Annotated in this window: 25 protein-coding genes; 18 read left to right on the top strand and 7 right to left on the bottom strand. The window is 71.3% G+C overall.

Translation table 11 applies throughout. The annotated features are described in order from the left end of the window. Positions 1 to 67: 67 nt before the first annotated feature. The 7 genes from lysX (at position 68) to EXE42_RS12815 (ending at position 6,732) form a co-directional block, all read left to right on the top strand. Positions 68 to 985: a lysine biosynthesis protein LysX gene (lysX, locus tag EXE42_RS12845; protein WP_137706667.1), complete on the top strand. Its 918-nt coding sequence runs from the start codon at positions 68 to 70 to the stop codon at positions 983 to 985. Continuing rightward, on the top strand, positions 982 to 2,058 hold the full coding sequence (gene argC, locus EXE42_RS12840) for an N-acetyl-gamma-glutamyl-phosphate reductase (protein ID WP_137706666.1): 1,077 nt from the start codon (positions 982 to 984) through the stop codon (positions 2,056 to 2,058). The genes lysX and argC overlap by 4 nt, the downstream gene beginning before the upstream one ends. Continuing rightward, positions 2,055 to 2,996 carry an acetylglutamate/acetylaminoadipate kinase gene (locus tag EXE42_RS12835; RefSeq protein WP_137706665.1) on the top strand — a complete coding sequence of 314 codons (942 nt, stop codon included), beginning with the start codon at positions 2,055 to 2,057 and terminating at the stop codon, positions 2,994 to 2,996. The genes argC and EXE42_RS12835 overlap by 4 nt, the downstream gene beginning before the upstream one ends. After that, positions 2,993 to 4,120 carry an aspartate aminotransferase family protein gene (locus tag EXE42_RS12830; protein ID WP_137706664.1) on the top strand — a complete coding sequence of 376 codons (1,128 nt, stop codon included), beginning with the start codon at positions 2,993 to 2,995 and terminating at the stop codon, positions 4,118 to 4,120. Before EXE42_RS12835 ends, EXE42_RS12830 begins: the two co-directional genes overlap by 4 nt. After that, on the top strand, positions 4,120 to 5,295 hold the full coding sequence (locus EXE42_RS12825) for a [LysW]-lysine hydrolase (RefSeq protein WP_137706663.1): 1,176 nt from the start codon (positions 4,120 to 4,122) through the stop codon (positions 5,293 to 5,295). Before EXE42_RS12830 ends, EXE42_RS12825 begins: the two co-directional genes overlap by 1 nt. A gap of 69 nt (positions 5,296 to 5,364) precedes the next feature. After that, complete coding sequence (gene argF, locus EXE42_RS12820) at positions 5,365 to 6,264, top strand: ornithine carbamoyltransferase (protein ID WP_137706662.1); 900 nt, start codon at positions 5,365 to 5,367, stop codon at positions 6,262 to 6,264. 108 nt (positions 6,265 to 6,372) lie between these two features. Beyond that, positions 6,373 to 6,732, top strand: coding sequence for a DUF1648 domain-containing protein (locus tag EXE42_RS12815; protein WP_158293708.1), 360 nt, complete (start codon positions 6,373 to 6,375; stop codon positions 6,730 to 6,732). 42 nt (positions 6,733 to 6,774) lie between these two features. Here the strand turns inward: EXE42_RS12815 and EXE42_RS19380 are convergent, their stop codons facing one another. Then, positions 6,775 to 6,930: a hypothetical protein gene (locus EXE42_RS19380; protein ID WP_199240753.1), complete on the bottom strand. Its 156-nt coding sequence runs from the start codon at positions 6,928 to 6,930 to the stop codon at positions 6,775 to 6,777. Positions 6,931 to 7,355: 425 nt separating this feature from the next. Then, positions 7,356 to 8,555 carry a twin-arginine translocase subunit TatC gene (locus EXE42_RS12810; RefSeq protein ID WP_092919446.1) on the bottom strand — a complete coding sequence of 400 codons (1,200 nt, stop codon included), beginning with the start codon at positions 8,553 to 8,555 and terminating at the stop codon, positions 7,356 to 7,358. 154 nt (positions 8,556 to 8,709) lie between these two features. Here EXE42_RS12810 and EXE42_RS12805 point away from each other — a divergent pair, with 154 nt between their 5' ends. Then, positions 8,710 to 10,935: a twin-arginine translocase subunit TatC gene (locus tag EXE42_RS12805; protein ID WP_137694667.1), complete on the top strand. Its 2,226-nt coding sequence runs from the start codon at positions 8,710 to 8,712 to the stop codon at positions 10,933 to 10,935. 105 nt (positions 10,936 to 11,040) lie between these two features. Next, on the top strand, positions 11,041 to 13,992 hold the full coding sequence (gene uvrA, locus EXE42_RS12800; protein WP_137706661.1) for an excinuclease ABC subunit UvrA: 2,952 nt from the start codon (positions 11,041 to 11,043) through the stop codon (positions 13,990 to 13,992). A gap of 536 nt (positions 13,993 to 14,528) precedes the next feature. On the opposite strand, the gene EXE42_RS12795 is transcribed toward uvrA, so the two are convergent. After that, positions 14,529 to 14,786 carry a hypothetical protein gene (locus EXE42_RS12795; RefSeq protein WP_092919440.1) on the bottom strand — a complete coding sequence of 86 codons (258 nt, stop codon included), beginning with the start codon at positions 14,784 to 14,786 and terminating at the stop codon, positions 14,529 to 14,531. A 118-nt stretch (positions 14,787 to 14,904) separates the two neighbouring features. Here EXE42_RS12795 and EXE42_RS12790 point away from each other — a divergent pair, with 118 nt between their 5' ends. After that, positions 14,905 to 15,285, top strand: a complete 381-nt coding sequence (locus EXE42_RS12790) for a RidA family protein (protein WP_092919438.1) — start codon at positions 14,905 to 14,907, stop codon at positions 15,283 to 15,285. A gap of 77 nt (positions 15,286 to 15,362) precedes the next feature. On the opposite strand, the gene EXE42_RS12785 is transcribed toward EXE42_RS12790, so the two are convergent. Further along, entirely contained in the window at positions 15,363 to 17,426 is a 2,064-nt protein-coding gene (locus tag EXE42_RS12785; RefSeq protein ID WP_137706660.1) for a helix-hairpin-helix domain-containing protein, read from the bottom strand. Between the two features lie 130 nt (positions 17,427 to 17,556). Between EXE42_RS12785 and larE the strand changes: the two genes are divergently transcribed. From larE to EXE42_RS12750, 7 genes are all read left to right on the top strand, one after another. Next, positions 17,557 to 18,480, top strand: a complete 924-nt coding sequence (larE, locus tag EXE42_RS12780; protein WP_137706659.1) for an ATP-dependent sacrificial sulfur transferase LarE — start codon at positions 17,557 to 17,559, stop codon at positions 18,478 to 18,480. A 110-nt stretch (positions 18,481 to 18,590) separates the two neighbouring features. After that, on the top strand, positions 18,591 to 18,794 hold the full coding sequence (locus EXE42_RS12775; protein WP_092919432.1) for a hypothetical protein: 204 nt from the start codon (positions 18,591 to 18,593) through the stop codon (positions 18,792 to 18,794). A 352-nt stretch (positions 18,795 to 19,146) separates the two neighbouring features. Then, complete coding sequence (gene serB / locus EXE42_RS12770; protein ID WP_137706658.1) at positions 19,147 to 19,797, top strand: phosphoserine phosphatase SerB; 651 nt, start codon at positions 19,147 to 19,149, stop codon at positions 19,795 to 19,797. Between the two features lie 105 nt (positions 19,798 to 19,902). After that, positions 19,903 to 20,733, top strand: coding sequence for a lycopene cyclase domain-containing protein (locus tag EXE42_RS12765; protein WP_092919426.1), 831 nt, complete (start codon positions 19,903 to 19,905; stop codon positions 20,731 to 20,733). After that, the gene (locus tag EXE42_RS12760; RefSeq protein WP_092919424.1) at positions 20,726 to 21,892 is read left to right on the top strand and encodes a Brp/Blh family beta-carotene 15,15'-dioxygenase; all 1,167 of its coding nucleotides are present in this window, start codon (positions 20,726 to 20,728) and stop codon (positions 21,890 to 21,892) included. The genes EXE42_RS12765 and EXE42_RS12760 overlap by 8 nt, the downstream gene beginning before the upstream one ends. 60 nt (positions 21,893 to 21,952) lie before the next feature. After that, complete coding sequence (locus tag EXE42_RS12755) at positions 21,953 to 22,612, top strand: N-acetyltransferase (protein WP_137706657.1); 660 nt, start codon at positions 21,953 to 21,955, stop codon at positions 22,610 to 22,612. Positions 22,613 to 22,631: 19 nt separating this feature from the next. Further along, positions 22,632 to 22,919 (top strand): hypothetical protein, encoded by a 288-nt coding sequence (locus EXE42_RS12750; protein ID WP_092919420.1) that lies wholly within the window; start codon positions 22,632 to 22,634, stop codon positions 22,917 to 22,919. A 45-nt stretch (positions 22,920 to 22,964) separates the two neighbouring features. Here the strand turns inward: EXE42_RS12750 and EXE42_RS12745 are convergent, their stop codons facing one another. Next, a complete protein-coding gene (locus EXE42_RS12745; RefSeq protein WP_137706656.1) occupies positions 22,965 to 23,861 on the bottom strand; it encodes a YkgJ family cysteine cluster protein in 897 nt (298 codons plus the stop codon). A gap of 104 nt (positions 23,862 to 23,965) precedes the next feature. On the opposite strand from EXE42_RS12745, the gene EXE42_RS12740 reads away from it, so the two are divergent. Next, on the top strand, positions 23,966 to 24,187 hold the full coding sequence (locus EXE42_RS12740; protein ID WP_137694215.1) for a hypothetical protein: 222 nt from the start codon (positions 23,966 to 23,968) through the stop codon (positions 24,185 to 24,187). Positions 24,188 to 24,229: 42 nt separating this feature from the next. Here EXE42_RS12740 and hisB read toward each other — a convergent pair whose 3' ends face one another. After that, the gene (gene hisB, locus EXE42_RS12735) at positions 24,230 to 24,826 is read right to left on the bottom strand and encodes an imidazoleglycerol-phosphate dehydratase HisB (RefSeq protein ID WP_137706655.1); all 597 of its coding nucleotides are present in this window, start codon (positions 24,824 to 24,826) and stop codon (positions 24,230 to 24,232) included. Between the two features lie 438 nt (positions 24,827 to 25,264). Then, complete coding sequence (gene hisA, locus EXE42_RS12730; protein ID WP_092919412.1) at positions 25,265 to 26,005, bottom strand: 1-(5-phosphoribosyl)-5-[(5-phosphoribosylamino)methylideneamino]imidazole-4-carboxamide isomerase; 741 nt, start codon at positions 26,003 to 26,005, stop codon at positions 25,265 to 25,267. Positions 26,006 to 26,277 lie beyond the last annotated feature (272 nt).

The raw sequence follows: 26,277 nt of genomic DNA, 5'->3' as shown, positions 1-26,277 counted from the left end.
GCCACGGCCGCGACACGCGAGTGGTCGACATGCGCGTGAGCGCCGACGCGAACGGAGGGGAGTCGACGTGCGCGTAGGGATCCTCTACTCCCGGATCCGGAAGGACGAGAAGCTCCTGCTCAACGAGCTCCGCGACCGCGGCCACGAGATCGAGAAGATCGACGTCCGGAAGGAGCGGTTCGGACTGGAGTCGACGACCGCCGCCGTCGACGACCTCGATCTGGTCGTCGACCGCTGCCTGTCGACGAGCCGGTCGCTGTACGCGACCCGGTTCCTCGACAGCTACGGCGTTCCCGTGGTGAACTCACCCGAGACGGGCGACATCTGCGCCGACAAGGCGAAGAACTCGCTCGCGCTCGCGGAGGCCGACGTGCCGACGCCGGCGACGGAGGTCGCGTTCACGAAGGAGGCCGCCCTGGAGGCGATCGAGTCGTTCGGCTACCCGTGCGTCCTCAAGCCGGTCACCGGCTCGTGGGGGCGGCTGATGGCGAAGATCGACTCGCGCAACGCCGCCGAGGCGATTGTAGAGCACAAGGAGACGCTCGGCCACTACGAACACAAGGTGTTCTACGTCCAGGAGTTCGTCGACAAGCCCGGCCGCGACGTCCGCGTCCTGGCGGTCGACGGCGAGCCCGTCGCGGCGATGACGCGCTCGTCGGACCACTGGCTCACGAACGCCGCGAAGGGCGGCGAGACGAAGTCGTTCGACCTCGACGAGCGCGCGACCGAGCTGGTCGAGCGCGCCTCCGACGCGGTCGGCGGCGGCATGCTCGGCGTCGACCTGATGGAGGTGGGAGTCGAGGCGGACGACGACCCCGCCGAGGGCACCGCGGACGACTACACCGTCCACGAGGTGAACCACACCGTCGAGTTCAAGGCGCTCGATTCGGCCACCGACGTCGACGTCCCCGCGCGGGTCGTCGACTGGCTGGAGGCGAAGGCGGCCGAGCTGGCCGACGGCGCGGTCGCGGGGGTGGACGCGTGACCGCCGACGCCGAGTCGAGCGACGCGACCGCCGACACCTACACCGCGAGCGTCGTCGGCGGCACCGGCTTCACCGGCGGCGAACTGCTGCGGATCCTCGCCGGCCACCCGAGCTTCGAGGTCGTTCAGGCCACCTCGCGGTCGGCCGACAACATGACCGTCGGGCGCTCGCACCCGAACCTGCGCGGGCTCGACCTGCGCTTCTCGGACCCCGACGACCTCGATTCGGTCGACGTCCTCTTCGCGGCGACGCCGCACGGCGTCTCGATGGGGCGGATCGACGAGTTCTTCGAGGCCGCGGACACCGTCGTCGACCTCTCGGCGGACTTCCGGCTCCCCGAGGCCGACGCCTACGACGAGTGGTACGACGGCCACGAGTCGCCGGAGTACCTCGAACGCGCCGAGTACGCGCTCCCGGAGCTGAACCGCGAGAACCTCCCCGGCGCCGACCTGATCGCCGGCGGCGGCTGCAACGCGACCGCGACGATCCTCGGCCTCAAGCCGCTCGTGGACGCGGGCGCGCTCGGCCCGGACGCGGGCGAGGTCGTCGTCGACGTGAAGGTCGGCTCCTCGGAGGGCGGCGCCGGCGGCGGCGCGGCCTCCTCGCACCCGGAGCGCTCGGGCGTCGTGCGCCCGTACGCGCCCACCGGCCACCGCCACGAGGCGGAGATCGAGGCGTACCTCGGCCTCTCCGTCTCCTTCACGGTCCACGCGGTCGACATGGTCCGCGGCGCGAGCGCGACCTGCCACGTCTTCCCCGACGAGCCGGTCTCGAAGGGGGAGCTGTGGGGCGCGTACCGCGACGCCTACGCCGACGAGCCGTTCGTGCGGATCGTCTCGGGCGGGGGCGGCGTCTACCGCTACCCCGAGCCGAAGTCGGTCGCCGGGACGAACCACGGCGAGGTCGGCTTCGAGCTCGACCCCGGCAACCGCCGGGTCGTCGTGTTCTCCGCCATCGACAACATGACCAAAGGCTCCGCCGGGCAGGCGGTCCACGCGGCGAACGTCGCGCTCGGGCTGCCCGAGACCGCCGGCCTCGAGTTCGACGGGCTCCACCCGGTGGGGTCGCCATGACGGGGAGCGATTCCGAATCGACGACCGAGCCGCCCGTCGTCGTCAAGGTCGGCGGCGCGAGGGCGGTCGACCCGGCCGGCGCGGTCGGCGACGTCGCCCACCTCGCCGCCAACGGCCGCTCCGTCGTCGTCGTCCACGGCGGCTCGACGGTCGTCGACGAGACGCTCGAACGGCTCGGCATCGAGCCCGAGTACGTCGAGTCAGCCTCCGGCGTCACCGGCCGCTTCACCGACGCGGAGACGATGGAGGCGTTCGCGATGGCGATGGCGGGCAAGCTCAACACGGAGCTGACGGCGGAGTTCCGCTCGGCCGGGGTCGACGCGGTCGGCCTCTCGGGCGTCGACGGCGGGCTCCTCGCGGGCCCGCGCAAGTCGGCGGTCCGCGTCGTCGAGGACGGGAAGCGGAAGATCCGGCGCGGGGACCACTCCGGCAGGATCGAGTCGGTGAACGCCGACCTCCTGACCGGCCTCCTCGACGACGGCTACACCCCCGTCGTCTCGCCGCCGATGGCCGGCGACGAGGGCGACGGCGAGGTCACCCCCGTCAACGCGGACGCCGACCGCGCCGCGGCCGCGATAGCGGGCGCGCTCGGCGCCGACCTCCTCCTCCTGACCGACGTGTCGGGCGTGTACGCCGACCCGGACGACCCCGAGACGCGCATCGACGCGGCCGCGACGCCCGACGAGCTGGCGGCCGTCGAGGACGCCGCCGAGGGGTTCATGGGCAAGAAGGTGATGGCCGCCAAGGAGGCGCTCGAAGGCGGCGCCGGCCGCGTCGTGATCGCGGACGCCAACGTCCGTGACCCAGTCGTCGCCGCGCTCGGCGGCGAGGGGACGACGGTCGAGCGGTCCGCGCTCGGGGAGGGCGCAGACGGCGGCGAGGCCGAGGAGGCCGACGACGGCGACGCCGTCGAGACCGACGGAGGTGAGACCGCGTGAGCGGCTTCGTCTTCTCGGAGAAGCCGATCGAGATCGCCTCGGGCGACGGGGTCCACGTGACCGACACGAACGGCACCGAGTACCTCGATTTCGGCGCCAGCTACGCCTGTACGCCGGTCGGTCACTGTCACCCCGAGGTCGTCGACGCCGCGACGAGCCAGCTGGAGGAGCTGGTGTACGTCCAGGCGTCGTACCCGCACGCGGCGCGGACGGCGCTGTACGAGCGGCTGGCCGAGGTCGCGCCCGTCGACGTCGACAACGTCTGGCTCTGTAACTCCGGCACCGAGGCGAACGAGGCCGCGCTGAAGTTCGCCCGCCACGCGACGGGCCGCGAGAAGATCGTCGCGACCACGCAGGGGTTCCACGGCCGGACGATGGGGACGCTCGCGACGACGTGGAAGGAGAAGTACAAGGAGGGGTTCGGGCCGCTGGCGGGCGGCGTCGAGTTCGTCGAGTACGGCGACGCGGCGGCGATGCGCGAGGCCGTCGACGAGGAGACCGCCGCGGTCATCCTGGAGCCGCTCCAGGGTGAGGGCGGGATCAACCCCGCCTCGACCGAGTACCTCCGGGCCGTCCGGGTCGCGACCGCCACGTCGGGCGCGGCGATGATCCTCGACGAGATCCAGACCGGGCTCGGTCGCACCGGGTCGATGTGGGCGGCGGAGAAGCACGACGTGGTCCCGGACGTCCTCACGACCGCGAAGGGGCTCGGCAGCGGGCTCCCGATCGGCGCGACGCTGTGCCGCGACTGGATCGCCGCGGACGCCGGCGACCACGGCTCGACGTTCTCCGGCGGGCCGGTCGTCTCGGCGGCCGCGGGCGCCACCCTCGACGTGATCGAGCGCGAGGGCCTGCCCGCGCACGCCGAGGAGATGGGGGAGTACCTCCGCGGCGAACTCCGCGACCGCCTCGGCGACGACGTGCGCGACGTGCGCGGCGACGGCCTAATGATCGGCGTCGAGGTGCGCCGCGGGTCGAACCGCCTGCTTCGCGACCTCGCCATCGATCACCGGATCCTCGCGCTGCCGGCGGGCCGAACCGTGCTGCGGCTGCTTCCCCCCCTGACGATCGAGCGGGAGCACGCCGACGCCGTCGTGGACGCGATCGCGGAGGTGATCGGGTGATGGCGACCGGACAGGAGCGGGACCTCGCCGGGGACGAAGGGTCCTCGTCCGGCGACGCCACCGACGTCGTCGCCGGCGGCGGCTACCCCGGGGCCTGCGACACGCCGGCCCGGAAGCTGCTGTACGACATGGTCTCGATCCCCTCGCCGTCCGGCGAGGAGGAGCGGGCCGCGGAGCGGCTCGTCGACTTCTTCGAGGCCAACGGCCGCGAGGCGTGGATCGACGCGGTCGGGAACGTCCGCGCGCCGGCGGACGACGCCGTCCTCCTCACCTCCCACGTCGACACCGTTCCCGGCGATATCCCCGTCGAGGTGCGGCCGGCGCCGCCCGAGGGCGAACTGCCCGATCCCTCGGACGTCCGCGTCGGCGAGCCCGGCGACCCGGTGCTGTGGGGTCGCGGGGCGGTCGACGCGACGGGCCCGCTGGTCGCGATGGCGGTCGCGGCGGTGAAGACGGGCGTCTCGTTCGCCGGCGTCGTCCGCGAGGAGGTCGACTCCGGCGGCGCGCGCGCCCTCATCGAGGACCGCGACGCGCCCGAGGCCGTTATCAACGGCGAGCCGTCGGGCTGGCGGGGGATCACCCTCGGCTACCGCGGCCTGCTGGAGGGGACCTACGTCAACACCAGCGAGTCGGGCCACTCCTCGCGGCCGGAGCCGAACGCGATCCAGCACGCGATCGACTGGTGGCACGGCGTCGAGGCGGCGTTCACGCCGGAGGACCCGGAGACCGCCGTCTTCGACCAGGTGACGACGAAGCCCATCTCGGTCGACGGCGGGCTGAGCGACGACGGCCTCGCCGTGGAGGCGACGATGGACGTCCAGCTGCGGATCCCGCCCTCGCGCCCGGTCGACGAGGTCCACGAGCTCGCGGAGGCGGAGCTGTCGACCGGCTCGGTCCAGTGGGGCGAGCCGATGCCGCCGGTGATGGAGAGCCCGCGGACCGACCTCGCGCGGGCGTTCCGCGTCGCGATCCGGTCCGCCGGCGGCGACGTGCGCCTGCTCCGGAAGACCGGCACGAGCGACATGAACCTCTTCGCGGCCGCGTGGGACTGCCCGATGGTCACCTACGGCCCCGGAAACTCCGATCTCGACCACGCGCCCGACGAGCGGCTGCCGCTGCCGGACCTCGACCGCGCCGTGCGCGTGCTGACCGACGTCTGCCGCGAGCGACCCTAACGCGCCTCGTCACCCCTCGTCAACGCTCGTTTTCGAACGACACCACGACACACACTCACACTACACACGATGCCACTCGCCACCGACGACTTCCTCGACATCGACGACGTGACGCCAGCCGAACTAGACGCCCTGCTCGACCGCGCCGCCGCGATGAAGGCGGGCGAGACGGACCCCCGACTGGCAGACGCGACGCTCGGGATGATCTTCGAGAAGCCCTCGACGCGCACCCGCGTCTCCTTCGAGACGGGGATGACGCGGCTGGGCGGCCACGCGATGTTCCTCGGGCCCGACGACATCCAGCTGGGTCACGGCGAGCCGCTGCGCGACACGGCGCGCGTGCTCGGGCGGTACGTCGACGGCGTGATGGCGCGCCTGTTCGACCACGCGGACGTCGAGGTCCTCGCCGAGTACGCCGACTGCCCCGTTATCAACGGGCTCACCGACGAGGCGCATCCCTGTCAGACGCTCGCCGACCTGCTCACGATCCGCGAGACGGTCGGGGAGGACGCGACGGTGGCGTGGGTGGGCGACGGCAACAACGTCGGCCAGTCGTTCGTCGTCGGCGCCGCGATGGCCGGTATCGACGTCGAGGTCGCCACGCCGGCCGACTACGGAATGAACCAATCCGTCTTCGACCGCGCCGCCGAATTCGGGCTGGACGTGGCCCCCACCACGGACCCGGAGGCCGCGGTCGAGGGCGCCGACGTCGTCTACACCGACGTATGGATCTCGATGGGGCAGGAGGACCAGCGCGAGGAGAAACTCGCCGCCTTCGACGGGTTCCAGGTGAATCAGGAGCTGCTCGCCGGCACCGACGCCGAGGTGATGCACTGCCTGCCCGCGCACCGCGGCGAGGAGATCACGGACGACATGCTCGAATCCGACCGCGCCCTCGTCTGGGACCAGGCGGAGAACCGGATGCACGCGCAGAACGCGCTGCTCGTCGAGCTGCTCGGCGGGGCGTGACACACCGCAAGGGACCTACGATTTAATTGGTCGGGAAGCGAACCCTCGGACCGCGAACCGATGAACGTGCCCTCCACGCGGTCGATAGACGCAGTCGCAGTGGGAACGATGGCCCTCCCGCTCGTCGCGGCGGCCCTGCTCTGGGGGTCGCTGCCGGCGGAGATGGCGATTCACTGGAACGGCGAGACGCCGGACACGGTCGTGGCGAAGCCGCTGGCGACGGTCGGACTGTTCGCGTTCGGCGCCGCGAGCGTCGCCTTCGTCCGGATCGCACCGGATTCGGCCACCAGCACGCCGGGCGGGACGACCCTCTCCGTGCTCTTCCTCGGCGTCACGTTCGCCTGGGTCCAGGCGACGGTGCTCGTCTGGAACCTCGGGTACCGGTTCGACGTGGGGCGCGCGGTCCTCCCGATCCTCGCGTTGGCCGGCCTACTGGTGGCGTACGCGGTCCGATCGGGTCGGTTCTAGAAGACCGCGGCCGGACGAATCTCGGCCACGGCTACCGCGGCGTCACGGGCGCCGCGGCGGGTCGCGGTCGTCCATGAGGAAAACGCTGTCCTGGTTCGGGTCGAAGTAGACCTCCAGCGCGCGGAGGGCATCCACGTACGCCGCGACCGCAGCGAACACGAACGAGATTGCGGCCGGAACGACGAGACCGAGGACCATATCGGTGGGACTTGCCGTTTGAATATAAATACGTGTGTGCTGTTCGTGAGGAGTATCACTTGCCACACTCCCTTATAAACCGCCGAAGTGGTGGCGCGTGCCGGTGAGCGCCGCACCGCGGCGCGAACCGCACCGCGCGAGGGAGTCGCTGGCTCCCGGAGCGAAGCGGAGGGTGCCAGCGACGAGGCTGGGGAGGCGTGAGGCTGCGGTCGCGGTGCGGGGCGGGGCAGGGCGGGACGCAAAGGGGCAGTCACCGGCGGCTCCGCCGCCGGTTGCCCGTGGCGCGTAGCGCCTCGCGGCTGGGGCTTTGGGGGCGATCACCGTCGATCTGTTGTCAGCGGTTTATGAGCGAGCGGCTGGGGCGTTGGCGGAGATCGTCGGAGATTCGCGGGTGACTAGTTACAAACGACCGACGGGGACCGGGTCTAGTTCCCGGTCCAGCGCAGTATCGCGAGCGTTCCCTCGAAGAGCGCGATCATCGTCAGCGTCACGATGATCGGCGCCATCCCGGTCGGGTCGGGACTGAACAGGAAGGCGATCCCGAGGAACGTCCCCCAGAAGATCAGCCGTTTCGCCTCCAGCCACTGCCGCGTGACGAGGTTCATCATGATCGCGAGCATGATGAACAGCGGGATCTGGAAGACGATCGCCATGAACGCGAGCATGATGACGATCAGGTTGAACGTCTCCGCGAGGCCGAAGGCGATCGTCGCCGCGTCGGAGGTGTAGGTGGTGAAATACGAGAAGATCGCGGGCAACACGAGGAAGTGCGCGAACGCGATCCCGACCCCGCCGAGGATCAGGCTGGTCGGGACCGCCGCGAGGTAGTAGCGCCGCTCCGTCTCGTAGAGCCCCGGTCGCATGAACCGGTACGTCTGGTAGACGAACGCCGGGAGCCCCACCACGACGCCAGCGAGTCCGGCCACCTTCAGTTGGGTGAGCGGGAGTTCGAGCGGGCCGTACAGCCGCGGACGGTTCTCCATCGGCGCCGGGATGTGGTAGCTCCAGAAGTAGTTGATGAGCTCCGTCGACTCGGTGATGACGACGAGCGTGGCCAGGCCGCCGATGAGGAAGACGACCGCGAGCCGGCGCATCATCTCCTCGATGTGGGCCGCCAGCGGCATCTCCTCGTCCGTCTCCGGCCCCTCGATACCCTCGAACGGATCGTCGTCGACCGCCGTCGGGGCGTCGGCGGTCGCGGCGTCCGGGGTCGTGGCCGGAGTGCCGCCGTCGCCGGCGGCCTCGGTATCCGCGGTCGCGCCGTCGTCCGCCGTCACGGAGTCGCCTTCCGTCGCGGCGCCGTCGGGAGACTCCTCGTTGCGTTCGCTCCCGTCGTCGAGGGCGTCCGACCGACCGGCGTCCTCGGCCTCGACCACCTCGTCCGGGCCCGAGAGCGCGTCCGGCCGCTCGTCGCCGGGCCCGTCCGCGTCGCTTCCGGCCGACCCCACCTCGGGTTCGACCTCGGCGGTCACCTCGGACTCGACCGCCTCGGACGCCTCCGAGTCGGCGGATTCGTCGGCCTCGGACCCCTCGTCGACGGCGCCGTCGCTTTCGGGTTCGGCCTCGTCGGTCGACCCGTCAGCGGCGGCCGAGTCGTCGTCGCGCGACCGGTCCGAGTCGTCCATTCAGTTTCCCTACGCGACCGGGCGGTTATCAACCTTTTCGGATAGCGGCGCCGCGCGGGGTCGATCGGCCCCCTCCCCGACCGTCCGAGCGCGTCGACGGCGGAGTCGTCCGCGGTCGAAAAGGTTGATAACGGCGACGGCCTTCGCCCTCCGTATGGCGAGCGCCCTCGACGAGGACACCCAGCAGTCGATCGCGGAGGGCCGCGAGACGGCGAAGGCGTTCCTTCGATCGATCCAGAAGGATCTCCAGAAGGTGTTCGTCGTCTTCCTGATCGGTTTCCTCGCGACGTTCTGGGCGCTCCGCGTGTACATCTGGGACCGGCTCCGGGAAGTCACCGAATCGAGCATGAGCGCGGCGGTCGCCGCGGAGGCGGACATCATCGCGACGACGCCGTTCGAGGTGATCCTCCTCCAGGCGAAGATCGGACTGATCGTGGGTGCGGTCGCCGCGATTCCGCCGCTGATCTACGTCACTCGCGACGAGCTGCGGCGTCGCGGTATGTGGCCGCGATCCCCGATCGCTCGGTGGAAGCTCGCGCTGCTCGGGCTGCTCGCCGCCGGCCTCTTCTCCGCCGGGGTCGCCTACGGCGTGTTGGCCTTCTTCCCGCTGATGTTCGGCTTCCTCGCGGAGTTCGGCCTGGAGGCCGACATCCAGCCCACCTACGGGATCGTGATGTGGACGGAGTTCATCGTGTTCCTCTCGCTTTCCTTCGGGCTCGCCGGGCAGATGCCGATGGTGATCACCGGCCTCTCGTACGCCGAGATCGTCCCGTACGAGACGTTCCGTGACAAGTGGCGCCACGCGGTCGTCCTCATCTTCGTGTTCGGCGCCGTCTTCTCTCCGCCGGACCCGTTCACCCAGCTGCTGTGGGCGTTCCCGCTGGTCGCGCTGTACGGCTTCAGCCTCTACCTCGCGAAGCTCGTCGTCACGGCCAACCGGAGCGCCGACCGGATCGACGTGCTCGGGGCCGTCCGGAACCACTGGAACGTCGTCGTCGGCGCGACGGTCCTCGGCGGCGCGCTCGTGTACGGATTCTACGAGTACGGCGGCCGAACCGCGCTCAACGACCTCCTGCGGCTCGCTGGGAGCGACCGGCGGTTCCTCGCGCCGGGCGAGGGGTTCGGCCTCGACCCCGCGACGACGCTGGGGATCTACGTCGTCGCGTGGGCGCTCGCGTTCACCGCCGTCGCGACGCTGTGGGCGGTGTACACCGACCTCGACACCGCGAGCGCGGGTCACCGGTACGGCGACCCGACAGCCGTCGACGTGAGCGAACTCGACGCCGCGGGCGTGCGGGCGGCCCCCGCGGATGCGTTCGCGGAGATGGACGAGGAGGAGTCGCTCGCGCTCGCGCAGGCCGCGATAGACGACGACGACGCGGAGAAGGCGCAGGCGATCCTCGACCGCTTCGACGAGGTGAACGAGGGCGGCGACGGGGACGGGGCGGAGGGCGACGCGGACGACTCCGCCGCGAGCGCGGGCGGGGCGGGCGACGCCGGCGAGGACGGGCTGGTCGGCACCGTCCAGAACCGGACCTCGCGCGCGAGTTCGACGTTCCTCGCGGAGCTCACGGACGGTAACGAGGAGGCGGCCGAAGACGACATCGGCGGCTACTACAAGGACCTCAAGTTCATCTTCGACTCGCTGCGCACGCGGTCGTTCCGGATCGTCGCCGTCTTCGGGGTCGTGATGGCGGCCGCGTTCACGTGGCTGTACCTCGGCGGACTCGGAACGGTTCGCGGCGACCTCGAACGGCGCGTGCCGGCGGAGATAGAGGGCGGGATCAACATCATCACGCTCCACCCGGTCGAGGCGCTGATCTTCATGGTGAAGTTCTCGGTGATGCTCGGGATCCTCGCGGCGTTCCCCGTGGTCCTCTACTACGCGTGGCCCGCGCTCCGCGAGCGCGGCTTCGTCGCCGGGCGGATCTACCAGGTGTACCTGTGGGCGGGCGCGCTCGGCGCCGGCATGATCGGCGGCTTCGCGCTCGGCTACGCGTACATCGCGCCGGGGCTCATCGGGTGGCTCGTCACCGACGCGCGCCTCGCGGACATGATCATCACCTATCGGGTGAGCGACTTCCTCTGGCTCGTCATCTACACGACGATCGGGATCGGCTTCCTCGCGGACGTCCCGATCGCGATGGTCCTGTTGAACAACGCCGGCGTCCCGTACCGCGTGTTCCGGGAGCGCTGGCGCGAGGTGACGATCGGGATCATGCTCGTCGCGGCCGTGTTCACCCCCGCCGACGTGATCACGATGCTCCTCGCGACGGTCCCGCTGATGACCGCGTACGGCGTCGGCGTCGGCGTCCTCTTCCTCGTCACATTCGGGGGCCGGCGCGACCTCTCGCCGCCCGCGGAGTTCGTCGGGCGCTGAGCCGTCCGGCGCGCGGTTCCCGCTCCGCGGCAACAGCGCGGTTTCCCGAATGTCACCCCCGAGACCGACGGGTATTCCCGCGCGCGCCCGCAACGGAGGAGTGAAATGAGCAAGGAGTACATCGAGGTCCGCGGCGCCGAGGAACACAACCTCAAGGACCTCGACGTCCGGATTCCGCGGGAGGAGTTCACCGTCGTCACCGGGCTCTCGGGGTCGGGGAAGTCGTCGCTCGCGTTCGACACCGTCTACGCCGAGGGGCAGCGCCGCTACATCGAGTCGCTGTCCGCGTACGCCCGCAACTTCCTCGGACAGATGGACAAGCCGCAGGTGGAGTCCGTCGAGGGGCTCTCGCCCGCGATCTCGATCGACCAGAAGAACGCCGCGAACAACCCCCGGTCGACGGTGGGGACCGTCACCGAGCTCCACGACTACCTCCGCCTTTTGTACGCCCGGATCGGCACCCAGTACGACCCCGTCACCGGCGAGGAGGTGGGCGAGCAGTCCGCCCAGGACATGGTGAACCAGATCCTCGAGCTCCACGAGGGCACCCGCGCGAAGGTCGCCGCGCCGGTCGTCCGCGACCAGAAGGGCGCGTTCGAGGACCTCTTCGAGGAGCTCGTGAGCGAGGGGTACAGCCGCGTCGAGGTCGACGGCGAACCGGTCGACCTGACCTTGGACGACCCGGACCTGGACGAGAACTACGACCACACGATCGACGTGATCGTCGACCGCGTGCGGGTCGCCCCGGACGCGCGCTCGCGGATCACCGACTCCGTCGAGACCGCCCTCGAGGAGGCCGACGGCGCCCTCAAGCTGATCGTCCCCGACCCGCCGGAGGACGTGCCGTTCGCGTCGAACGCGCGCTCGACGGGGTCGCTCGCGGCCGACGCCGACGGCGACGACCGGCTCGTCGTGGAGTTCTCCGAGGAGCTCGGCAACCCCAACTCCGACGTCCAGTTCTCCGCGATCGAGACGCGCTCGTTCTCCTTCAACAGCCCGTACGGCGCCTGTCCCGAGTGCGAGGGAATCGGCTCGACGAAGGAGGTCGACGAGGAGCTCGTGGTCGAGGACCCCTCGAAACCCCTCAAGCACGTGTTCGAGCCGTGGAGCTACGACCGCACCTACTACTCGCGCCAGCTCGACAACGTCGCGGAGCACTTCGGCGTCGACCTCGACGCGCCGTTCGAGGAGCTCGACGAGTCGATCCGGCGGCAGTTCCTCTACGGCACCGACGACATGGTCCACTTCGAGTGGACGACGAAGAACGGCACCCGCGAGAAGACGGAGCGGTTCGAGGGGGTCATCCCCAACTTAGAGCGCCGCCACGTGGAGACCGACTCCGAGCGCGCCCGCGACCACATCGAGGAGTACATGGCCGTGACGACGTGTCCCGAGTGCGAGGGGACGCGCCTGAAGGAGCAGTCGCGGCACGTCCTCGTCGCGGACACCGCGATCACCGAGGTCAACGAGCTGTCGATCGCGGAGGCTCGCGAGCACTTCGAGGGGATGGAAGCGGAACTGAACGAGCGCGAGACGACGATCGCCGAGGAGATCCTCAAAGAGATCCGCGCGCGGCTCGGCTTCATGGAGGAGGTCGGCTTGGAGTACCTCACGCTCGACCGCGAGGCGTCGACGCTGTCGGGCGGCGAGAGCCAGCGCATCCGGCTCGCCACGCAGGTCGGCTCCGGGCTGGTGGGCGTCCTCTACGTCCTCGACGAGCCCTCCATCGGCCTCCACCAGCGCGACAACGACCGCCTGCTCGACACGCTCGAAGGGCTCCGGGACCTGGGCAACACCCTCATCGTCGTCGAACACGACGAGGAGACGATGCGGCGCGCCGACGAGATCATCGACATGGGCCCCGGCCCCGGCAAGCGCGGCGGCGAGGTGGTCGCGCAGGGCGACTTCGACGAGGTGGTCGCGGCCGACGAGTCGGTGACCGCCGACTACCTCGCGGGCCGGAAGGAGATTCCGGTGCCCGACGAGCGCCGCGAGCCGGACGGGGAGCTGACGGTTCGAGGGGCCCGCCAGCACAACCTGAAGGACCTCGACGTGCCGATCCCGCTCGGCACGCTGACGACCGTCACCGGCGTCTCCGGCTCCGGGAAGTCGACGCTCGTCAACGACATCCTCTACAAGGGGCTCGCCCGCGAGATGAACGACAACACCTCGGTCGACCCCGGCGAGCACGACGCGATCGAGGGGCTCGACGAGGTGGAGACCGTGCGGCTGATCGACCAGTCGCCGATCGGGCGGACGCCGCGCTCGAACCCCGCGACGTACACCGACGTGTTCGACCACGTCCGCGAGCTGTTCGCGGAGACGAAGCTCTCGAAGCGCCGCGGCTACGAGAAGGGCCGCTTCTCGTTCAACGTGAAGGGCGGGCGCTGCGAGGAGTGCGGCGGACAGGGCACCGTCAAGATCGAGATGAACTTCCTCTCCGACGTGTACGTCCCCTGCGAGGAGTGCGGCGGCTCGCGTTACAACGACGAGACGCTCGACGTGGAGTACAAGGGGAAGACCATCGCCGACGTGCTCGACATGAGCGTCACGGAGGCCCACGAGTTCTTCGAGAGCCACCGCGGGCTCGAACGGCGGCTGAAGCTGCTGAAAGACGTCGGGCTCGGCTACATGGAGCTGGGCCAGCCCTCGACGACCCTCTCGGGCGGCGAGGCCCAGCGCGTGAAGCTCGCCGAGGAGCTGGGCAAGCGCGCGACCGGCGACACGCTGTACCTCCTCGACGAGCCGACGACGGGGCTCCACAAGGAGGACGAGCGCAAGCTGATCGACGTGCTCCACCGGCTCGTCGACGCCGGCAACACCGTGGTCGTCATCGAGCACGAACTCGACCTCGTGAAGAACGCCGACCGCGTGATCGACCTCGGTCCCGAGGGCGGCGACGGCGGCGGCGAGCTGGTCGCCAGCGGCACCCCCGAGGAGATCGCCCGCGAGGAGGCGTCTCACACCGGGCGCTACCTCCGGGACATGCTCCCGAAGGTCGACCTCGACGGCCCCCGCGACGACCGCCGGAAGCCCGCGGTGGCGGACGACGACTGAGGCAGGAGCGCTTCGGCGGGGTTCCGCGCCTCGGATCGAACGGAGACACAACTGATATTTCCGGTCGTCGAGCGATAGCGAGAGGAAGTATCGCGGATCGGCGTTGACGACTCTGTATTTAAACGGCCGTGAGCGACGGCGGTGATCACTTATAAATGACAATGCGGTGGCGCGCCTGCGAGCGGCCGCCATCGGCGGCCGCGAGCTAGCCCGCGAGGGAGTCGCTGGCGGCGTCTGCCGCCAGCGACGAGGCTGGGGAGGCGTGAGGTGCCGTGCGGGGCGGTGCTGGGCGGGACTCAAAGGGGCAGTCGCGAGGGCGAAGGCGCGGGACGCAAGGACCGCAGGAGGGTGCGAGCGAAGCGAGCGACCGACGAGGACCGCAGCGACCGCACCGAGCCCTCGCGACTGGGGCTTTGGAGGCGTCGTCCGTGGGCTTGCTAGCAGCTATTTATAAACGAGCGGCTGAGGCTTTGGATACCGGCACCCCAGCAGCGTCGGTCGTTTATAAACAGCCGACAGCGACACCACGGTCTAACTTATAAAGGACACCCTGCGGTCGGGCGGCGACCGGACGATCCCGTCGCGCTCGCAACGACGAGGAGCGCGATCAGGTCGGCCGTGAGCGCCGCGACGGCGCCGAAGCGGAACAGGACCAACAGTCCGAGCACCGCGACCGCGAGCCCGACCGCGGCGCGACGAGCGCGGCCGGTGGTCGAAAGCGAGCGAGACACCTGAGCGCCGACGCCGACCTGCGCCGCGAAGAGGAGGACGCCGAACGGGGACACGGCTGGCATACGGCTCGATTCCGACCGAGCCTGTATGAATATGTCGGCGGGGCGAAGAGCGTCCGGAGCGGTCGGGGTGACCCCTGCGACCCGCATCTTGATACCGCGGCGCGTCGTCCTCCGAGCAATGCGAGAAATCACGACGGACGACGTGCCGGAGGCCCTCGGTCCGTACTCACAGGGGATCGTCTCCGGCGACACGGTCCACGTCTCGGGGAAGACGGGCGTGGACCCCGACACCGGCGAGGCCCCCGAGTCGGTCGCCGAACAGACGACGCAGACGCTCGAAAACGTCGCCGCGATCCTGGAGGCGGCCGGGACGACCCCGGACGCGATCGTGTCGGCGACCGTCTACCTCACCGACATGGGCGACTACGACGCGGTCAACGAGGCGTACCGGGCGTTCCTCTCGGAGCCGTACCCGGCGAGAACCTGCGTCGAGGTGTCTCGGCTCCCCGCGCCGCTCGACGTCGAGATCACGGTCACCGCGGAGCTCGACGGCGACTGAGCCGACCGATCCGAGGGCGACTGAGCCGACCGAACCGACGACGACGGCGAGTAGGGTCGGCGCCGACGAGCCGCCCCTCAGAACTTCTCCAACAGGTCGCCGTAGAACTCGCCGCCGCGGTCGTCCGCGAGCTTCTCGACGATGAGCTCCGGCGTCGACCGCGCGAGGTGACCCTTCTTCGGCGAGCGGTTCACCCGCAGCTCGCCGTCGACGAGCCCCGCGGCCTCGATGCCGTCGACCGCGACCTCGAAGTCCGCGGCGTCGCGGATCTCGCGGGCCAAATGGGAGACGAAGACGGCGGTCGCGTCCTGGTCGTCGAGCGCCTCCAGGATGCCGGCGATGATCTTCGCGGAGGCGCCCGGCTCGGTGATCGACTCCAGCTCGTCGACGAGGACGAGCCGGCCGTCCGCGCCGTCGACGAGGTCGCCGAAGTCGCGGAGCGTCGCCTCGAACGCGCCCGCGTCGAGGGTCCCCTGCGACTTCGCGTAGTAGTGGACCTCCTCGAAGCGCTCGACGGTCGCCGACTCGGCGGGCACGGGCATGCCCATCTGCGCGAGGACGACGACCAGGGCGACCAGGTCGAGCGTGGAGGTCTTCCCGCCGGAGTTGACCCCCGACAGGAGCGTCGCGCCCGAGACGGCGTAGTCGACCGGCTCGACGTCCGCGAAGTCGACGTCGAGCAGCGGGGAGCGGCCGCCCTCGATGCGGAAGCCCGCGACCGCGTCGCCGCCGGCCTCGGCGTCGCCTCTCTCCGGCCCGACCACCTCGGGAATCGTACAGTCGAAGTCGCGGGCGAACCGCGCGATCGCCAGCTCGACGTCGAGCTCCAAGGCGTCGCGCACGAGCGCCTCGACCGGCTCGCGGAGGTCGCCGAGGTCGCTCGCGAGGTCGGCCTTCAGCTTCGCCGCGCGGCGGTCGCGGGCCGCGGAGAGCTCGGTCCGGAGCCGCGAGACCGCGCTCTCGTCGTGCTCGACCGGGAAAGAGGGGTCGCCGCCGAAGACGCGGTCGGCCAGCTCCGCCTCCTCGGGCTCCAAGCGGAGCGCGTCGGCGAGGTGCTCGCGGGCGGCGTCGACCGCCGCGTCGTACTCGTCGGCCAGCTCGCGGTCGAGCAGCGAGTCGACGCGGGCGCCCTGTTCGACTAAGGAGAGGAAGTCGGTCCCCTCGATGGTGACGTCGCGCTCGCGGATCGCCTCGCGCAGCCGGTCGTCGGCGACCGAGGCCGCCGTCGACACCGCGGCGTCGAGGTCGTCGACGGCGCCGGTCAGCCGGTCTAACTCCGCGTCGCCGGCGATGGTGCCGTCGTCGTCGAGCCGCGAGAGCGCGTCACGCAGGCGGTCGAGGTCGACCGGAGGGCCGGCGTCGGAGTCGCCCTCTTCGGCCGAGTCGCCGCCAGAGACCGGGTCGCCGGCCGCCGCGGCCGCCTCGTGGACCGCCGCGGCCGCCTCCAGCCGCTCGCGGTTCTCGGCGAAGAACGCGAGCAGGCGCTCGGGGACGGTTTCGGCGGGAGTTTCGAGGGCGTCCGGCCGCACGCTCACGTCGCCCTCCACGTCGAGCCCGGCGAACGACTCGTCTAAGACGATCACGGAGGCGTACGACCGGCCGAGCTCGGAGACGTCGCGGGCGTCCTCGACGGTCTCGACGGAGAGCTCGGGGACGGCCGACTCGGCGCGCGCGAGCGTCTCGGCGTCGGCGGTCGCGAGGCACCGGTCGCGGACGCGGACGGTCGGGGGGTCCGACAGGGGCGCGCAGTCCGCGAGCGCCTCGCGGACCGCCGGGTCGGGATCGCGGTCCGTCGCGTCGGCCGCGAACGCCTGCGCCTCCGCGATCCGCGAGGCGGACGCGCTCGGGTAGAAGGTCTCCAGTCGCTTCGCCGCGTAGTCGGTGACGGTGCGCTCGCGCAGCAGGTCTATCGCCTCCCGGTACAGTTCGCGGGCGCGGTCGGTGGCCAGCACGCGCCCGTCGTCGCCGTGGCGGCGGCGGATCGCCCCGCGGGCGATGCGGGCCGCGCGGGCCTCGTTGACGCCCGGCGCGCGGGCGATGGCGGCCACGTCGCCGGACTCGACGGTCGCGGCCGGGTCGTCCAGTTCGCGTAAGGCCGCGGCCGTCTTGGCGCCGACGCCAGGGATCGCCTCCAGCTGCATCTACTCGCCGGTATCGCGGCAACGGTGTAAAGCGTGCGGGTCGTTCCCGCGGTCCGGCGCGGCGGGGCGCGACCGGCCGGGTCGATTCCGCGTGCGACGCCCTTTTTCGCGCCCGCCGCCAACGCCGGCCATGAGCCAGACGGCGCGAGGCGTCGGCGACGAGTCGCTCGCCTCCGAGACGGCGGCGAAAGCGGCGGCGGCCCGCGACGCGCTCGGCGAGCGCGACGGGGTCCTCGTCGCGTTCTCGGGCGGGGTCGACTCCGCGGTGGTGGCCGCCTTGGCGGCGGACGCGCTCGGCGACGACGCCGTGGCGTGTACCGCCCGAAGCGAGACACTCCCGGCCGCCGAACTCGACGACGCGAGGCGAGTGGCCGAGGAGATCGGAATCGCTCACGAGACGGTGACGTTCTCCGAGTTGGACGACCCGAACTTCGTCGCCAACGACGGCGACCGCTGTTACCACTGCCGGACGATGCGGCTCGGCCGGATGTACGAGACGGCCAGGGAGCTCGGCATCGACACCGTCTGCGACGGGACGAACGCGGACGATCCGGGCGAGGGACACCGGCCCGGGCTCCGCGCGGTCGAGGAGCTCGACGTGTTCTCGCCGCTGCTCGACGCGGGGATCACGAAGGACGAGGTCCGCGCGATCGCGGAGTCCTACGGCCTCTCCGTGGCCGACAAACCCTCGATGGCGTGTCTCTCCTCGCGGATCCCGACCGGGCTGGAGGTGACCGAGGAGCGCCTGACCCGCGTCGAGAAGGCCGAGCGCGTGCTCCGCGAGTGGGGCTTTTCGGGGTTCCGCGTCCGCGACCACGACGGCCTCGCGCGCGTCGAGATCGCGCCGGAGGAACTGGAGCGCGCGCTCGACCCCGCCTTCGCCGACGCCGTCCACGAACACCTCACAGACCTCGGCTTCGAGTACGTCACCCTCGACATGGCGGGCTACCGGACCGGGAGCGTGAGTCCGGGCGGCGAGGAGGAAGGGGACGCGTCCGCGGAGGCGGAGTCGGCGGGAGACGGCCTCGACATCGGCCGGCAGTACCCGCGCTGAGACGGGCGGGCGGAGCCGCGTTTCGCGTTCTCCTCGCCCGCCGCGACGGCGTTATCACCCGAGAGAACCCGGGAGGAACGCTTATAACCCGTGTTACTGAATCGACACCTATGCGAGAGGCCCAGACGCTCGCGGTGATCGCCGGCGGCGTCGGCGGGTCCGTCGGGGCGTTCGTCGGCGTCGCGGTCGGCGGGTCCGCGATCTCGGTGACGCTGACGACCCTCGGAGTCGCGACCGCCGTCGGCGTCGGCGTCATCGCGAGCGCGGTCATCGCCGGCGACGTGGAGTTCCTCGCCGACGCGGAGGGCGAGTGACGGGATCGGCGTGGGAAGGGGTTACAACGGGGCTGAGCGGGTTGATTTCGGAGAAACGTTCAAATACGAGCTTCTCGTGGTCGCACGTGATGGACGCTGCGGCGTCGTTCTGGGAAGAGTGTGACCGCTACTCGCGGAGCGGTTCCAGCGCGGCATCGAGATCACTCACCCCGATCGGCTCACCGGGCGGAGCGGCTACTACAGCGAGTGCGGGTGTTCCTGGTGTGCGGAGGAGGTCACCTACGTCGAGTACCGCGGCGAGCGGCCGTAAGGGGGCGCTTCGGAGGGCGCCGTCCCGACGACGTCGCGGCCGACCGCGCGCTTCAAGGCCCCGCCGCGACGAACGGACGTCATGAGTCTCATCGCGTTCGACTTCGACGGGACACTCTCCGACTCCGAGATGACGGTCCTGCTCGCCGAGCGGGCCGGCGTCGCCGACGAGGTCGCCGAGATCACCGAGCGGGCGATGAACAACGAGCTCAGCTACGCCGAGAGCCTCTATCAGCGCGCGGCGCTGCTCGAAGGGCTTTCGGCGGCGGACGTCGCCGACGCGTTCGACGCGGTCCGGATCCGGCCCGGCGCCGCGCGCCTCATCGAGCGCCTGCGGGAGGAGGGCCACCACGTCGCCGTGCTCACCGGCGGGTTCGAGCACGGCGTCGAGGCGGCGCTCGCCCGGGAGGGCGTCGCGGTCGACACGATCGTCGCGAATCGATTACCGACCGGACCGGACGGGGCGCTCACCGGCGAGGCCGAGGGACCGCTCATCGAGGGAACGAAAGACGACGCGCTGGCCGACCTCGCGGCCGAGGTCGGGGTGCCGATGACGGAGACGGTCGCGGTCGGTGACGGCGCGAACGACCTTCCGATGCTGGAGGTCGCGGGGCTCGCTGTCGGCTTCGTCCCGAAGTCCGCGGTGCGACCCGTCTGCGACTCGGTCGTCGCGTCCATGTATCGGCTCGGGAAGGTGCTGGCGGCGCACGGCGTCCTCGCGGCGGACGAGTGACGCCCGAACGCGTTCGGTCCGGCGGTACCTGACGACGTTCGGCTGAAGGGTTAAAGAGAAACGGAGCGTAAGCGGAGGTATGAGCGTCTTCGTTGGGGTGAGTCGATGCTGCCGACGCTGACGTATCTCCAGTTCCATCTCGTCTTCAGTCTCCCGGTCCTCGCGCTCCTGTGGTACCTCGCGCCCCGGTACGAACCGACGCGGCGTCGGCGCGCGGCGGTCGGGATCGCGATCCTGGTCGCCATCGCGTACGCCTACACCACGCCGTGGATCAGCTACATGATCCGACGGGGGGCGTGGGGATACGCCGACGGCGCCGTCGTCGCGCGGGCGCTGTCGATCCCGCTGGGGGAGTACCTCTTCTTCACGGTACAGACGGTCGTCGTCGCGCTCGCGCTCCACCGGATCGGCTTCGACCCGACGTTCCGGGAGGGAGACTTCGACCGCGCGCCGCGGGCCGCCGGGGTCGCCGTCGGCCTCGCGATGGTGCCGATCGGGCTGACGCTCGTCCGGCTCGACCCCTCGTTCCTGTATCTCGGCGGGCTGATCGCGTGGGTCGGGCCGGTTCTCGCGCTCCAGTGGAGCGTGGGCGGGGGGTACCTCGCGCGCACGCCTCGGCTGTGGGTCACGGCGACGCTGGTCCCGGCAGCGTACTTCTGGGTCGCCGACCGGATCGCGATCGGGATGGGGACCTGGTACTTGTCGCCGGAGCTGACGAGCGGGATCACGGTCCTCGGACTTCCGATAGAGGAGATGCTGTTCTTCGTCGCCGCGGGAGTGATGACGATCAACGGCCTCGTCTTGTTCGAGTGGGTCCTCGACTGGAACGACCGGCGGCGGGAGACCGCGGAACCGGCGCCGTCCGGGAGAACCGAGCGCGACGTCCCCGGTCCGGACGCGCCGGCCGACCCGGACCCCGACGTGGTCGATGACTGAGGCGCCGGCGGCGTCGACGGACGCGAGCGAGTCCCGTTCCGCGGCGGCCCGCGAGCGCGACGCCGGAGCGACCCCCGCGGACGCGCAGACCGAACCCGAGTCCGCGGCCGAGCGGGTCGACCGCTGGTTCGCGCGTCGCCCGGCGCTGGCGTTGGCCGCGCTGCTGCCGATCGGTGCCGTGACCCCCCTGTTTCCGGTCGAAGTCGGCGTCGCGACGTTCGCGCTCGGTACCCTCGCCGTCGGGATGGCGCACGGCGCGGTCGACCACCTCGTCCCGCTCCGAGCCGCGCCGGGCGTGTCGCTCCGGCGGTCGATCGCGGTCGTCTCGGTCGTCTACGCGGTCCTCGGCGGGGCGGTCGTCGCGGCGTTCTTCGTCGCGCCCGTCGCGGCGTTCGTCGGCTTCATCGCGCTCACGTGGCTCCACTGGGGACAGGGCGACGTGGCGACGCTCGCGATCGCCGGCGTCGAACACCTGCCCTCGTCGGCGGAGCGGTGGCTGGCCCTCGTCGTCCGGGGCGGGCTCCCGATGGGGGTTCCCCTCCTCGCGCACCCCGAGGAGTACCGGCTGGTGGCCGAGTGGATCGTCGGGCTGTTCCTCGTCGACTCGGGCGCGGCCACGAGCGCGGTCGCCCCGCTGTTCGTCCCCGAGGTCCGGTTCGCGGTCGGCCTCGGGATGGCGGCCGCGACGCTGGCGTCGGTCGCCCTCGGCTACCGGCGGGTCCGAAGCGGCCGGGGTCCCGACGGCTCGCGGCGTGACCCCGGCGGCTGGCGGCGCGACGTCGGCGAGCTCGCGGTGCTGTGGGCGTGGTTCCTGCTCGCGGCGCCGGTGTTCGCGATCGGGGTGTACTTCGCGCTGTGGCACGCGCTCCGGCACGTCGGGCGCCTCGTCCTCGTCGATCCCGGGGCCGCGAGCGCGGCGTCGGCCGGCGATGCCGTCGGAGCGCTCGCACGCTTCGGTCGCGACGCCGCGCCGCTCACGCTCGGGGGGTTCCTCGTGGTCGGCGCGGTCGGCGCGAGCGTCCCGGCCGGCGTGGCGGCGCCCGGCGACCTGCTGGCCGTGTCGCTCGTCGCTATCGCCGCGATGACGCTGCCGCACGTCGTCGTCGTGGCGTGGCTCGACCGACGGCAGGAGGTCTGGCGGCCGGGCGCCGGGAGCTGACGGGGACCCCCGCTTCCGACACCGAACCGCTCTTGCTCCGCCGCGGCGTCCGTCCGGTAGATGACGGAGTTCGCGATCCGAGACCCGCGGCCGGGCGACGCCGAGCCGCTAGAGGAGCTGATCACCGCTCACTTCAGCGAGGGAAGCACCTACGGCGTCGACCTCGGACTCGACGACCCGACGTACCACGTGCTGGTCGCGGTCGAGTCGGGCGACGACGCGAACGTGGCCGAGTCGGGCGGCGACGCGAACGTGGCCGAGTCGGGCGACGACCGTAGCGAGGGCGACCGCGGCGACGCGGTCTGCGGCGTGATGGCGCTCCGCGAGTTCGCGGACCCGGCCGAACTCGCCGACGAGATGTACTTCTTCGACGACCGCGATCTGCTCCCCGCGGCCGACCGGTACGGCCACCTCGAGATGGGATACGTCGGCGAGACGGCGACCGGTCGGGGGATCGGGAGCCGACTGCTCGAACGGCTACACGCGGTCGGCGCGGCGCGCGGCGTCGACCTGTTCCTCGCGGACTCGTGGTACCACGGCGGCGACGACTCGCCGGAGAAACTGTTCGACGCGCACGGGTACGAGACGGTCCACCGCGACCCGATCGAGCGATCCGCCGAGGAGTGTCCGAAGTGCGAGGGCGAGTGCGTCTGCGAGGGGGCGCTCGCGGTGCGACGGGTCGCGGGCGACGAGGACGACGCGGAAGCGGGGACGTCGTGACCGACGCACGGAGGCCGGCGTGAACCACGACCGCGTTCACGCCCGGGAGCCGGCGCATCGGGTCGACCGGTGGTCCGTCGGCGTCGTCGAGTCGATAGGGAAGCGCGACGGCCACTGCGTCGTGACGGTGCGGCCGGTCGCGTCGGGCGACGCCGGCGGCGAGCGAGACGCTGCCGAGTCCGACGCCGCGCCCGTCGAACTGGTGATCACGTTCGCCGTCAGGGACCTGTTCGTGAGCCGGCTCCCGATCGGAGAGGGCGAGTCGCCGGTCGGCGAGCGCGTCTGGTACCGGAAGCGGGGCGGGTGAAGGGAGGAGGCGAACGGTCGCGGTCCCCCCTCCCGCGGTCGGCGTTCATCCCTCAGAACTCCACCCCGGCGTGCCCGGCGCGCCGGCGTCGTCCTCCGTCTCACGGACGAGCCGGTCGCGCGCGTCGCGGTCGAGGGCGACGCGATCGCCGTCGGCGCCGGCGCGCTCGGTCCACGCCTCGATCGCTCGGCCGACCCACGAGTCGGCCTCGCGGGCGCGTTCCCGGGCCTCGGCCATGCGTTCGCGGGTCACCGACAGCGACCCGGGGCGGGAGCCGACGGCGGCGCCGGCGAAGCGGGCGCGGTCGGCGGCGGTCCCCGCCCCGTCGCGGAGACGGGCGACGACGCCGTCGAGGTCGTCGGGGTCGGGATAGGCGAAGACGGTCGCGCCGAGCGCCTGCGGGCCGAACGCCGGCGCTGGGAGGTCAGCGGGCGGCGCGTCGTCGAGGAGCCGGTCGCCGCCGCCGGCGGCCTCGACGCGCTCGCACTCCGTCTCGGCGCCGAGCTCGAGGGTGTGCTCGGGGTAGCTCGCACAGGTTCGCGGATAGCGGTCGGTGTCGTGGATCCGGCACTGGAGCGTCGTCGGGTCGAGGAAGACGCACGCGTCGAGCCAGCGCGGCTCGTCGGTGCCGATCGGCGCGACCGGCTTGGGTGGGTTCCGGAGGCCGACGACGAAGACGGGTCGACCGTCGACGGCGGCGAGGTCGGTCCCGTCGATCCGGACGCTGTCGTCGCGCTCGGCGGGTTCGAAGAGTCGGGGTACCAGGGCGTCAGCGAGGCCGCCGTCGACGAATCGGGCCACCTCGTCGCGGGTGAGCGGCACGAGGTCGTAGGCGTCGTCGAGCGGGGGGCGCGGGCCGGTGCGGTCCGAGCCCGCCGCGGCCGGGTCGAGCGGGCGCCAGTCGACGCAGCAGCCGGCGCAGCCCTCGCAGTCGAGTTCCATGCGAGCGTGTCAACGGTTCGCGCAGTGATAAGTGGTCGGCGGAGCACGGGGGATGCGAGCGGGCCCGGAGCGTTTTGTCGGGGCGGGCCGAACGGCGTCACGAAATGGATCCGAAAACGGCGGAGCTCCGACAGCTCGCGGTCCGGATCGTCGAGGAACACGAGGCCGCGGCGGTGACGCCGGGGATCGTCGTCCAGCGGCTCGCGGTCGAGTACGACCGCGACCGCGGGTACAGCGAGGTGTTCGACCTGCTTCACGAGCTGGAAGACGAGGGCGAGCTCGTCTACCACCACGGGGAGTACAACGAGTTCGCCGCGCCCGAGTGAGGGGACGCCGGGAGGGCGCGCGCCGCGAGCGCGGGCGTCGCGTCAGAGTTCGCCCTTCGTGCTCGGCGTGTCGCTGCGGCGCTCGTCGAGGCGGGTGGCGTCGTCGAGCGCACGCGCCAGCGCCTTGAACAGCGCCTCGACCTCGTGGTGGGCGTTGTCGCCCGTCTCGACCGTCGCGTGGAGGGTCAGCCCGGCGTTGTGGGCCAGAGAGAGCGCGAAGTGGTCGGCCATGACGCTGGTGAACTCCCCGACGGACTCCTGAGAGAACTCGCCGGAGAACTCGTAGTACGGCCGCCCCGCGACGTCGACGACGACGCTCGCGACCGCCTCGTCGAGGGGAACGCGGCGGTCGGCGTATCGCCGTATGCCGCGCTTCTCGCCGAGCGCCTCGTCGAACGCCTCGCCGAGGCAGATCGCAACGTCCTCGACGGTGTGGTGGTCGTCGATCGCGAGGTCGCCGTCGCAGCGGACCGTCAGGTCGAAGAGGCCGTGTTTGGCGAACGACGCCAGCATGTGGTCGTAGAAGCCGATCCCCGTGTCGACCTCGCTCTCCCCGTCGCCGTCGACCGCGAGGGTGAGTTCGATCGTCGTCTCGCTCGTCTCGCGGGTGACGGCCGCGGTCCGGTCGTGCTCGCTCATACGGGCCCGTCGCGGGGGATTCGTAAGTCGGTTGCGGGTGTGAGGGCGTTCGAGTCCGCGAGAGAGAAGCTGATGTGATTGAGGAGTTCAGAGTGTACTTATAAATAGGCGGTGCGGTGGCGCGTGCCTGCGAGCGGCCGCCCTCGGCGGCCGCGAGGAGCACCGCGCGAGGGACGCGGCGACCGGAGCGAAGCGGAGGGAGCCGCGAGGCTGGGGAGGCGTGAGGCTGCGGTGCCGTGCGAGGCGGGACTCAAAGGGGCAGCCGGGAGGGCGGCGCAGGCGACGTAAGGACCGCAATGAGGGAGCGAACGCAGTGAGTGACCGAGTGAGGACCGCAGCGAGCGTGCGCCGCCCTCCCGGCTGGGGCTTTGGAGGTGTTCGCCGATGATCCGAAGTCAGTTATTTATAAGCGATCGACGACGACCCCGCGCTCCGTTTTTAACCCTCGTCCGCGGCCTTCTGCGCCTCTCGGAGCGTGAACTCGCCCTCGTACAGCGCGGTGCCGACAACGACCGCGGCCGCGCCGGCCTCTTTTAAATCGACAACGTCCTCGACGCTCGCCACGCCGCCGGAGGCGATGACGGGTATGTCCACGGCCTCGACGACGCTCGCGACCGCCTCGCGGTCGATCCCCTCTAACTGCCCTTCCACGTCGACGTTCGTAAAGAGGATCGCGCCGGCGCCCAGCTCCTCGTAGCGCGCCGCGGCCTCGGCGGGGTCGAGCCCGGTCCCCTCGGTCCACCCCGACACCACGACCTCGCCGTCCTTCGCGTCGAGGCTGACGACGACGGTTCCGGGGTGGGTGTCGTCGACCTCGCCCACGATCTCGGGCGTCTCGACCGCCGCGGTGCCGAGGATGACGCGGTCGAGGCCCAACTCGAGGAGGTCGCGCGCGCCCTCCGCGGTCCGGATGCCGCCGCCCAGTTGGAGGCCGGTCTCGTCCGGGACGCTCTCGACGACCGCCTCGATCGCCGCCGCGTTGACGCGCTCGCCCTCGAACGCGCCGTCGAGGTCGACGAGGTGGAGCGTCTCGGCGCCCGCCTCGATCCAGCGCTCGGCGGCCGCGACCGGGTCGCCGTAGCGCTTGCCCGTCCCGCGCTCGCCGCCGACCAGCTGGACGACCTCGCCGTCCTGAACGTCGACGGCGGGGATCACCTCGAACTCGGGGAAGTCGCTCATACGGAACGAGAGTCGAGGACGCCGATTAAACTGGTCGGTTCGAGACGAAACGGAGGGTTGCGCGGCGAACGTCTCCGAAGGCTCAGTCGCTCGTTTATAAATAGCTGAGACTTGATCGACGGCGACCACCGCCAAAGCCCCAGTCGCTCGGCTGTACGTGGGTGGCCGCTGATCGACGGCGAACACCGCCAAAGCCCCAGTCGCGAGGACGCCGTACGCTCGCTGCGCTCCTCGCTCAGTCGCTACCGCTCCTTCGCTGCGGTGCTTACGTC

This window comes from Halorubrum sp. SP3, from assembly GCF_005435195.1.
Taxonomy (GTDB): domain Archaea; phylum Halobacteriota; class Halobacteria; order Halobacteriales; family Haloferacaceae; genus Halorubrum; species Halorubrum sodomense.
This window is presented reverse-complemented; position numbering and strand designations above follow the sequence as displayed.